This is a genomic window from Clostridiales bacterium, assembly GCA_012512255.1.
Lineage (GTDB): Bacteria > Bacillota > Clostridia > Christensenellales > DUVY01 > DUVY01.
Genome location: JAAZDJ010000008.1, coordinates 1 through 10,427 on the forward strand (window position 1 = coordinate 1; position 10,427 = coordinate 10,427).

At 41.5% G+C, this 10,427-nt stretch carries 6 protein-coding genes; 4 read left to right on the forward strand and 2 right to left on the reverse strand.

What is annotated here, in order from left to right; all coding sequences use genetic code 11:
* Positions 1–1,874: RNA-binding transcriptional accessory protein (locus tag GX756_00295; protein ID NLC16310.1), on the reverse strand; the 1,874-nt coding region annotated here is incomplete at its 3' end.
* A gap of 201 nt (positions 1,875–2,075) precedes the next feature.
* Between GX756_00295 and GX756_00300 the strand changes: the two genes are divergently transcribed.
* From GX756_00300 to GX756_00315, 4 genes are all read left to right on the forward strand, one after another.
* The gene (locus GX756_00300; GenBank protein ID NLC16311.1) at positions 2,076–3,116 is read left to right on the forward strand and encodes a hypothetical protein; all 1,041 of its coding nucleotides are present in this window, start codon (positions 2,076–2,078) and stop codon (positions 3,114–3,116) included.
* Positions 3,117–3,135: 19 nt separating this feature from the next.
* Positions 3,136–4,383, forward strand: coding sequence for a radical SAM protein (locus tag GX756_00305; protein NLC16312.1), 1,248 nt, complete (start codon positions 3,136–3,138; stop codon positions 4,381–4,383).
* A 68-nt stretch (positions 4,384–4,451) separates the two neighbouring features.
* Positions 4,452–5,288, forward strand: a complete 837-nt coding sequence (locus GX756_00310) for a pyridoxamine kinase (GenBank protein ID NLC16313.1) — start codon at positions 4,452–4,454, stop codon at positions 5,286–5,288.
* 127 nt (positions 5,289–5,415) lie between these two features.
* Positions 5,416–5,895: a superoxide dismutase family protein gene (locus GX756_00315; GenBank protein NLC16314.1), complete on the forward strand. Its 480-nt coding sequence runs from the start codon at positions 5,416–5,418 to the stop codon at positions 5,893–5,895.
* A 51-nt stretch (positions 5,896–5,946) separates the two neighbouring features.
* On the opposite strand, the gene GX756_00320 is transcribed toward GX756_00315, so the two are convergent.
* Positions 5,947–10,155 carry a 2-hydroxyacyl-CoA dehydratase gene (locus GX756_00320; protein NLC16315.1) on the reverse strand — a complete coding sequence of 1,403 codons (4,209 nt, stop codon included), beginning with the start codon at positions 10,153–10,155 and terminating at the stop codon, positions 5,947–5,949.
* Positions 10,156–10,427: the final 272 nt, after the last annotated feature.

Below are 10,427 nucleotides of genomic sequence, written 5' to 3' on the forward strand. Positions count from 1 at the left end.
TCCCTGCCGGGCTTTAAAAGCTCTTCAATAATATCGTTAAGAGTATGGACGCCTATATTGCAAGCTTGGGCGACCTTTTGCTCGCCCTTTATTTTTACGAGCTCGGGCAATTTGGCCATAGAATCGGAATCATTAATAACAAGCCCAAACATATCCAATAACTTTTGCGCCGCCTCATAGCTTTCGGGATGGACGGCGGTATTGTCCAAAATATTTTGACCGCCCACGATCCTCAAAAACCCTGCGCACTGCTGAAATGTTTTTTCACCCAATTGAGGCACATTAAGCAACTCGTCGCGGGTTTCAAATTTGCCGTTAGTTTCTCTATATTTGATAATATTTTTGGCGATGTTTGCGTTAAGTCCCGCCACATACGACAAAAGCGAAATACTTGCCGTGTTAACATCAACGCCTACGCTGTTGACGCAATCCTCAACCGCGACTTTTAGGGCGCTGTCCAACCTTGTGGGGGGCATATCATGTTGGTATTGGCCTATGCCGATAGAACGTGGCTCAATCTTAACAAGCTCCGCCATGGGATCTTGAAGCCGCCTTGCTATGCTTACCGCGCTTCTGTGCTCGGGCTCCAAGTCAGGAAACTCTTCAGCGCCGAGTTTGGAAGCCGAATAAACCGAAGCGCCCGCCTCGTTTACCACGGCGTAAGACAAATTATATTCGGGCATTTCTTTCAAAAGCCTGCTTACAAAAATTTCGGTTTCTTTGGACGCCGTGCCGTTGCCGATAGCCAAAAGCTCCACATTATGCGTTTTGATAAGTTCTTTCAAGACCGCCTTGGCTTCTTCTGTTTTGTTTTGAGGCGGGGTAGGATATACAACCGCCTTGTCCAAAAATTTTCCGATTCCGTCCACAACGGCTATCTTACAGCCCGTGCGGTATGCGGGGTCAATGCCCATTGTAACTTTGTTCTTGATAGCGGGCTGCATTATTAGCGGTTTTAGGTTGGTTTCAAACATTTTTATAGCTTGCTCGGAGGCTTTTTTAAAAAGCTCGGCTCTTACTTCTCTTTGGATAGAAGGCTTAATAAGCCTGTTGTAGGCGTCGTTTGCCGCCGCTTTGATAAGCGAGGAAGTCGGCCCGTCTTTTATAAAGGCCTTATACATAACATTTTGAACCAACTCCTCGTCCAGTTCCAAAGCTACATTAAGACATTTTTCCTTTTCGCCGCGGTTAATGGCCAATATCCTATGGCTTGGAATTGTCTTAATGGGCTCTTTGTAGTCTTTATACATCTCATAAACATCTATGCGATCATTGGCATCTTTTTCTTTTTCAACAAGCGAAGCGACTATATAGCCTTTTTCAAAAAACAATTCCCTTATCGCTTTTCTTACATTGGCGTCATCCGACATCTTTTCGCAAATAATATCCAAAGCGCCCGCAATCGCTTCTTGGGCATTATTGATGCCTTTTTCTTCATTGACATATTTTTGCGCTTGGGCATTAATTTCATCTTCGCCCAAATTTTGCCCAAAAATTAAATCCGCCAAAGGCGCAAGCCCTTTTGCCGCGGCGACAGTCGCCCGCGTCTTTTTCTTGGGCTTATAAGGTCTGTATATGTCTTCCAATTCGGTTAAGGTCTTTGCCCCGTTCAAAGCCTGTTCCAACTTCTCGTCAAAAACATTTTGGTCTTTGAGCGATTGTATAATAACTTGCCTGCGCGCTTCAAATTTTCTTAGGTAGTCAAGCCTATCCACAAATACCCTTAGTTTTTGGTCGTCACACGCGCCCGTCATTTCTTTTCTATATCTTGCTATAAAAGGCACGGTGTTGCCTTGGTCAAGAAGCTCAATGATATTGGAAGCGTGAATAGGGCTTAAGTCAAATTCAGCCGATAAGATTGCTTTAATGTCCATAAAAAACTCCGTCAAATAATTTTAGCGCTTTGACATTATATCATATTTTAGCTTTTTTAAGCGAGTTCTTTGCTATATTTATGGCAATACATTATTATAAAAGCAATACATTTACACAATTGGCAAAGGTCTGTTATAATATTAAAGATTATAAGATTTATATATGGTAATTATTTATACAACCAGTTTTCAGGAGATACTATGCCGATAAAAACATTTTTAAAGACTCAGGCGATAAAAGCGCTTCTAAACAAAGACAAGAAAAAGCCTTTTGACGAAAGCTATGCGGAGTTTTATACCTTAAGCGAAGACGCTCCCAAAAACCAAAACAACAGCTATTATTTTTCAGGGCACTCTAAGGACGGCCAAAGCATTATTATGAGATTGGGCCAAAGAGGCTCGGGCAATAGCGAGATTTGGTTTGCCTATCGCGACCTTTTGGACAATAATTTTATATGCGCGCATCAAATTTTAATCAACCAGACATTAATAGAAACCTCATGTTTGCAAGCGGGCAAAAAATGGAAGATACAATACAGCGGCGGGGTGCTCCAGGGCGTCAAAACGCCCGAAAACATTTGGCGCAGCCTAAAAGGCGCGCGTATAATCCCTACGGTGTTAGACGGAGAATTTACGGCAGGCGCTAAAATTTTTGAATTTTCCAAGCATATAAACACAAAAGCGGTCGCCAGAACTTTAGCCGTTCAAAAATTAGACATGCAAAAGTTTATAAACTTTTTTGATAATCGGCAAGTGTTTTACGAACAAGCGGGCAGGCTTCAAGGCGTGTTAAATCTAGGCGGCAAGAAGACCGAGATAGACATGCCCGCGATAAGAAACCGCGCCTACGGCTTAAAGGATTTAAAAAAAATCAAAAGATATATCGTCTTTTATATTTTGACCGAAAACAGCCAAGCAATCAGCATCCATTTGATAGATTGCCAAATCGGCAAAATCCAAATAGGTTATAAACTTTCGGACGCCAAAACCGTGTGCTTGGATAGAGTTATTTCGCCCGAACAAATCCCGATTAAAGACATTATACCCAGCAGGTTTGTGTTTTTGGCCAAATTTTTGGACGGTAAAAAGTTAGTTATAAAATGCCAAAAAGAAACCGAGTTTGAATTTACTTATGACGACGATGGTTATACGGTTTTGCAAAGCGCGGCGAAGTTTGATATTAACGGTATTAAAGCGCGCGGCATAATCCATTTGGGCCGTAATTTAACTTTAAGCGATTAAGGAGTAATTTTTAAAAAATATGAATTGGATTAATTTTGTCAGGACTATCCTTACAAGAACAAAAAAGCCCTTTGTCTTTTTAAATGAATGCGACCAAAACCTAGATTATTTGTCTTTGGATAATCTAGGTCTTTATATACATATTCCTTTTTGCGCCAAGATTTGCCCTTTTTGTCCTTATTGCAAAACAGTCTACCAAAAAGATTTGGCCGATAATTACATAAACGCGTTAATCAATGAAATCCATATGGTCGGCAAACAATCCGGCGATAAAAAGCGCGTCACCAGCTTGTATTTTGGAGGCGGGACGCCTTGCCTTTGCATTGATGCGATAGGAGAAATTATTGACGCGGTAAAACAATACTTTATTATAACCGAAGGCATAGGGATAGAACTGCATCCGCAAGACTTGAACGACGATGTTTTTAAAAAGTTAAAACAAGCGCAAATTGCCAAGATAAGCATAGGCGTCCAATCCTTTGACGAAAATTGCCTAAATTTTTTGGGAAGAAAAAATGAAATAGACATCCAAAAATTAAATAACTTGCTTTTAAAATACCCCTTTGAAACGGTATCAATAGATTTTATATTTGGCATACCCGGCCAGACATTTGAAAGCCTAAAAAAAGATTTTGAGATTGCTTTTGGGTGTCAAGCCAACCATGTGGCGATATATCCTTTGATTGAGTTTTCTTTTTTTCAACCCGAACAAAAAACGACCTTAAGACAAAAAAGAAAATTGCTCAATAAGATTTTGGACTATTGCCAACAAAAAGGCTATGAGCGCACTTCTATATGGACCTTTTCCAAAGACGGCGGGCATTATTCCTCAATGACCAGGCAGAACTTTTTGGGCTTTGGTTGCTCGGCCACGACGCTATTGCTCCGTCAATTTAAGATAAATACTTTTGATGTTCAAGAATATATAAACAGAATTAATAGCAACCGCTTGCCTACCGCGCTTACTTGCCGTTTCACCAAACACCAGCGCATGATTTATTATTTGTTTTGGACGGCGTATTCCACTATTATTAACCCCCAAGACTTTGAAAAGTTTTTTGGCGAATCCCTGCGCAAAAATTATGGCTTTGAATTATTCCTAGCGCGCGTTTTAGGGTTTTTAAAAAAGAAAAATAATATTTATTATTTGACCAAACGAGGAACATATTATTTCTATTATTTTGAAAGATTTTATACGCTCTCGTATATAGATAAAATGTGGAATATTATGAGAAAGCAAAGTTTTCCCCAAAAAATAGAATTATAGTTTAAACAAGTTGACAGCGTGTTTGTTTGGTAATACTATTGATATAAATATTTTTAAATGGAGTAAAAATGGACAGACAAAAACGCGTTGTCGCAATACATGATATATCATGCTTTGGCAGATGTTCCTTGACGGTCGCGCTTCCTGTCATCTCGGCGGCGAAAATAGAGACGAGCATTATCCCCACAGCTATTTTATCAACGCACACGGGCGGTTTTACGGGCTATACTTATCGCGATTTGACCGAGGATATCTTGCCCATAGTAAAGCATTGGCAAAGCCTCAATTTAGAATTTGACGCTATTTATACGGGATTTTTAGGTTCTTTTGAGCAGATTGATATTATAGCCCAAGTCTTTGATATGCTAAAAACCAAAGACAATCTTATAATAGTCGATCCCGTAATGGCCGACCATGGCCAGTTATACAAAATTTTTCCCGATAATTTTCCCCAAGGCATGAAAAAGTTGTGCCAAAAAGCCGACATAATTGTCCCCAATATGACCGAGGCCGCGTTGCTTGTGGATGAGCCATACAGTCCCGGTCCATATAAACCAGAATACATAGAAAAGACGCTAAAAAAACTATCGGCTTTTGCCAATCTAGTGGTTTTAACGGGCGTATTTTTTGACGAAGAAAATCTAGGCGCCGCGGCGTATGACAAGGCAAGGGATGAAATAAGCTACGCTTTTTCAAAAAAGATAAACGGATTTTATCACGGCACGGGCGATGTGTTTGGCAGCGCGCTTACCGCCGCCTTGGTCAATAAAGAGCCTTTAAATAGAGCCATAGAGATAGCGGTCAAATTCACGGCCTCAAGCATCCAAAGGTCGTTTGAAGCCAAAACCGATGTAAGATTTGGCGTTAACTTTGAAGCGGGATTGCAAGATTTGTTAAAATTATAAAGAAGTGGTTATAAAGCGTTAAATAAAAAAACAGCTTCCGTCATTGGAAGCTGTTTTTTTATCACAAATAATCAAGCCTTAAGCATATATAAGATAAGATAATAATTAATTTTGGGGGGAGATTTTTATGTTTTTTAGAAATTATGCCGAGCGGGCGATTGCCGTAATTAAAGGCGGTCCGCATTATCCAAATATAAACGGCGAAATAGAGTTCAGGCAGCTAAGCGAGGGCGTGGAAGTAATAGTAAGGGTACATAATTTGCCGCCGTTTTATAGGGAAGGGGATTTGGCGGTAGGACCGTTTGGCTTTCATATTCATGATGGCAACTCTTGCGAGCCCGGGACACAAGACAATCCTTTTCCCGAAACGGGCGCGCATTACAACCCGACCAACGCGATACACCCCAATCACGCGGGCGATTTGCCCATAATTATGCCTATGTCGGACGGGAGCGCGTTTATGAGATTTATTACAGATAGATTTAGGCTTAACGAAGTATTAGGCAAACCCGTATTAATCCATCAATCACCCGACGATTTCCGCGCGCAGCCTGCCGGCAACTCTGGCCTTAAAATAGCCTGCGGAATAATAACGCCCATAAGATAGCAATATAAAGCCTTAACAACAAAAAACAGCCTCCAAACTTTTAGGCTGTTTTTATTCTTTGTTCTCTAGGTTTTTAAAAGCCGAGGCCAGCATTAATTTTAACCTATTTAATTGGTTGACTTCGCTTGCGCCGGGGTCGTAGTCAATGGCTACGATATTAGCCTTGGGATTTTGGCGTTTTAGTTCTTTTATTACGCCTTTGCCTGTCACATGGTTGGGCAGGCACGCAAAAGGCTGCATACACACAATATTATGGACGCCTTCGCGCATAAGCTCAAGCATCTCCGCCGTCAAAAACCAGCCTTCGCCGCTCATTGAGCCCAATGAAACGACCTTGCTTGCCATTTTGGCCTTAGTTTTTATGTCCAAAGGATAGCCAAACCTAGTCTTTTTGAGTTCTTTTATCATCGGCGCGCGGATAAAATCTACAATCTTAATTAAAATATCGTTCTTTATCTTAGACCACAAAGTCCCGTCTAACAACCTGTATTTTATAGTGGCATTTTCAAACCCATACAAGAAAAAGTCCAGCATCTCAGGCATAACCGCTTCACAGCCCTCTTGTTCTATGATTTTTACGATTTGGTTATTTGCGCCGGGATGGAATTTGACCAAAATTTCGCCCACCAAACCAATGCGCGGTTTTTTGATATTATGGACGGGCAAAGCGTCAAATTCTCTTATGATATTGATAAGATTTTTTCTAAACTTAAACAAGTTTAGGCTTTTTAAGGATTCTAAGCAAAGCTTCTCCCATTTTTTGAGCAATCTATCGGCTCTGCCCGGTTCTTTTTCATAGTGTCTGACCGCATACAGCACCCTCATAAACAAATCGCCATAAATTAGCGACATTATAAGCTTTATCAGCATAGGAAAAGTAATCCTAAATCCGCTGCATTTATCAAGCCCGACCAAGTTAAAGCTGATAACAGGCACATGTCCCATATTGGCGTCTTTTAGCGCTTTTCTCAAAAGGGCGATATAATTGCTTGCTCTGCATCCGCCGCCTGTTTGGGAAATTATAACAGCCGTTTTATTAAGGTCATAACCGCCATTTTGCAAAGTGTTAATGATTTGTCCCAGAGTGATAATGGCAGGATAGCAGGCGTCATTGTTTACATATTTTAACCCGACATTAATCGCGCCCGGATCGGACTCGGGCAAAACCTGGATATTATATCCCGATTGCCTAATCGCTTCAGCCAAAAACACAAAATGAATGGGCGACATATTGGGCGCGATTATGGTATGCGTCTTTTTCATCGCCTTGGTGAAATCAACTTTAGGCGTAAGCGCGGGGGGAGGGACGCAGCATACATTTTTCCTTGCGCGCTCGTTTACCGCCGCAATCAAAGACCGTATTCTAATTCTCGCCGCGCCCAAATTATTGACTTCGTCAATTTTTATCACGGTATAAATTTTGTTGGCAGCTTCCATCAGCTCCATAACTTGATCGGTAGTGACGGCATCCAATCCGCAGCCAAAAGAGTTAAGCTGGACGATTTCTAGATTGTCCGTATGCCTTACTACCTCGGCCGCGGCATAAAGACGCGAATGATAAGTCCATTGGTCCATAACTCTTAATGGCCTGGGCGTCGTCTTTAGATGGCAAATGCTGTCTTCCGTCAGGATAGCAAAACCGTATCTATTAATCATATCGGCTATGCCGTGGTTAATTTCGGGGTCAACATGATAAGGGCGTCCCGCAAGCACAATCCCGCGTTTCCCCGTGCGGATAAGCTCTTGCAGCACCTCTTCGCCCTTTTTTCTAATGTCTTTTTTAAAATGCGCGTCTTCCTCGTAAGCCGCGTCAACCGCATTATGAATTTCGTTTTTATCTATATGGCTAAATACTTCGCGCAACCTTTTTTTCAATTTTTTAGGGTTGTTGAGCGGCAAAACGGGTGAGATAAATTCCACGTCTTTTTTTAGTTCGTCAATATTGTTTTTTAAGACTTCGGGATACATGCATACGATAGGGCAGTTATAGTGGTTATCGGCTTTGGGATCTTCTTTTTGTTCGTAAGGCAAGCATGGATAAAAAATAGTTTTTACGCCGCGTTTTATCAAAGAAATAATATGCCCGTGCGCTAATTTAGCGGGATAACAAACCGATTCTGAAGGCATTGTTTCTATGCCCAAATCAAATATCGCTCGCGACGAACGGGGCGACAAAACCACTTCATAACCTAACCTTGAAAAAAAGGTATGCCAAAAAGGATAGTTTTCATACATTCCCAAAACTCTGGGGATACCGATTTTTCCTCTTGGCGCGTTTTCGGGATTTTTATAATATTTAAAAAGCCTTTCGTATTTGTATTGGTAAAGGTTGGGCAAAAGCCCGGGCGGCAATTCTTCGCCCGCGCCCCTTTCGCAACGGTTGTTGGTAATAATTTTTTGACCGTCCGCAAAACTTGTTATTGTCAAAAGACATCTATTGCCGCACAGCTTGCAATGCTTGGTTTCTTTTTGGGGCTTTAAGTTAATAATCTCGTCATAAGTTTTTAGCGTGGAAGGCTGTCCTTTATAAGATTTTTTGGCTATAAGAGCCGCCCCGAACGCTCCCATAAGCCCGGCTATATTGGGACGCACAACCTCCCTTTTGCTGACAATCTCAAAAGCCCTCAAAACAGACTCGTTCAAAAATGTTCCGCCTTGGACAATGATTTTTTGGCCAAGTTCTTCGGGGTCTCTTATTTTTATAACTTTATACAAAGCGTTTTTAACCACGGAATACGAAAGTCCCGCGCTGATATCGCCTATGCTGGCGCCTTCTTTTTGGGCTTGTTTTACGCGAGAGTTCATAAATACCGTGCATCTTGAGCCCAAGTCCACGGGATTGTCGGCCATGAGGCCCATTTTGGCAAATTCTTCGGCTTTTAAGCCCAAAGCGGAAGCAAAAGTTTCTATAAAACTGCCGCAGCCCGAGGAGCAGGCTTCGTTAAGCAAAATACTATCTACGGTTTGGTTTTTTATGCGCAAGCATTTCATATCCTGTCCGCCGATATCCAACACAAAATCCACGCCGGGCAGGACATATTCCGACGCCGTATAATGCGCCATTGTTTCAATTTCGCCCATGTCAACGCCAAGCGCTTTTTTTATAAGGTTTTCGCCATAGCCTGTAACGCAAGAGTAGGCGATATAGGCGCTGTCGGGCAATTTAGCGTAAATTTCTTTTAATATTTTTATAACCGACTTTAAGGGATTGCCGCCGTTAGAGCCATACCAAAAATAAACTATTTGATTTTTGGAATCTATCAACGCCGCCTTTGTGGTCGTGGAGCCCGCGTCTATTCCCAAAAAACAAGCGCCTTGCGTCTTTTTAATATCGCCGTGGGGAACGCTGGCTTTGCTGTGCCGCGCGCGGAATTGCGCTAATTCTTCCTCTGAAGAAAATAACGCGGGCAGCCTCATAATTTCATGTTCCTCAATATCCTCTAGCGCCCTTAACTTGGTTTCTAGTTGTTTATTGGTTTTAATGTCATTGCCTGCCGCCAAAGCCGCGCCAATGGCGTTAAATATTTCAGAGTTTTCGGGAACGATTACCTCATCGTCTTTTAATTTTAAAGTTTCAATAAAACGCTTTCTAAGCTCGGGCAAAAAATGCAAAGGCCCGCCCAAAAACGCGACATTGCCCCTTATTGGCATGCCGCAGGCAAGACCCGAAATAGTCTGGTTGACTACGGACTGGAACACGCTGGCGGCCAAATCCGTGATAAGCGCGCCGTCGTTGAGCAAAGGCTGAATATCGCTTTTGGCGAAAACCCCGCATCGTGAAGCGATAGGGTAGATAGTTTTGGCTTGCGCAGCCAAGTCGTTGAGCTGGCCGATCTCTACATTAAGAAGCGTTGCCATTTGGTCTAAAAACGCGCCCGTGCCGCCCGCGCAAGTGCCGTTCATACGCTGTTCTACGCTGCCGTTGTTAAAATAGGTGATTTTGGCGTCCTCGCCGCCTAGTTCTATGGCGACATCGGTCCTGTCCGCGAAAACCTCAATGGCTTTCACGCCCGCGACAACTTCTTGGATAAAAGGTATATCCAACCATCTAGAAACGGCGATGCCGCCCGAGCCGGTTACCATTATGCTAAAGCTATCAAATCTTTTTAATATTTCATTTAAGACATCAACCAATGTCTTTTTTATATCGGAATAATGTCTTTGATAAGAACTATATATTATGTTTTTATTTTCATCCAAAACGGCTGTTTTTATCGTAGTAGAGCCTACATCAAGTCCGATAGATATTTTATTGGTCATTTTACCTCTTGTCTTTTTAAGTCAATTTTTACGAATTCTAATCAATATTATAGGTAATTATTATAACAAACAATTCACAATTAGTCACACTTTTTATATGTTAACAATATTTACATTTGTATTTTTTAATTGATTTTAAATTTTGGCAAAAAAATTCCCTTTATCAGAAAGGGAAAAGAACATATTTTTTAAACAAACCATTATAATTATTTACATCATAAAAAAACTTAAAAAAATCGCCCTGCTTTTTTAAAAACAAGGCGGGATATTAA

What these genes read in the sequence shown, in the direction of transcription:
- GX756_00300 (NLC16311.1), top strand. Translation starts at nt 2,076, where the DNA reads ATGCCGATAAAAACATTTTTAAAGACTCAGGCGATAAAAGCGCTTCTA.
- GX756_00305 (NLC16312.1), top strand. Translation starts at nt 3,136, where the DNA reads ATGAATTGGATTAATTTTGTCAGGACTATCCTTACAAGAACAAAAAAG.
- GX756_00310 (NLC16313.1), top strand. Translation starts at nt 4,452, where the DNA reads ATGGACAGACAAAAACGCGTTGTCGCAATACATGATATATCATGCTTT.
- GX756_00315 (NLC16314.1), top strand. Translation starts at nt 5,416, where the DNA reads ATGTTTTTTAGAAATTATGCCGAGCGGGCGATTGCCGTAATTAAAGGC.
- GX756_00320 (NLC16315.1), bottom strand. Translation starts at nt 10,155, where the DNA reads ATGACCAATAAAATATCTATCGGACTTGATGTAGGCTCTACTACGATA.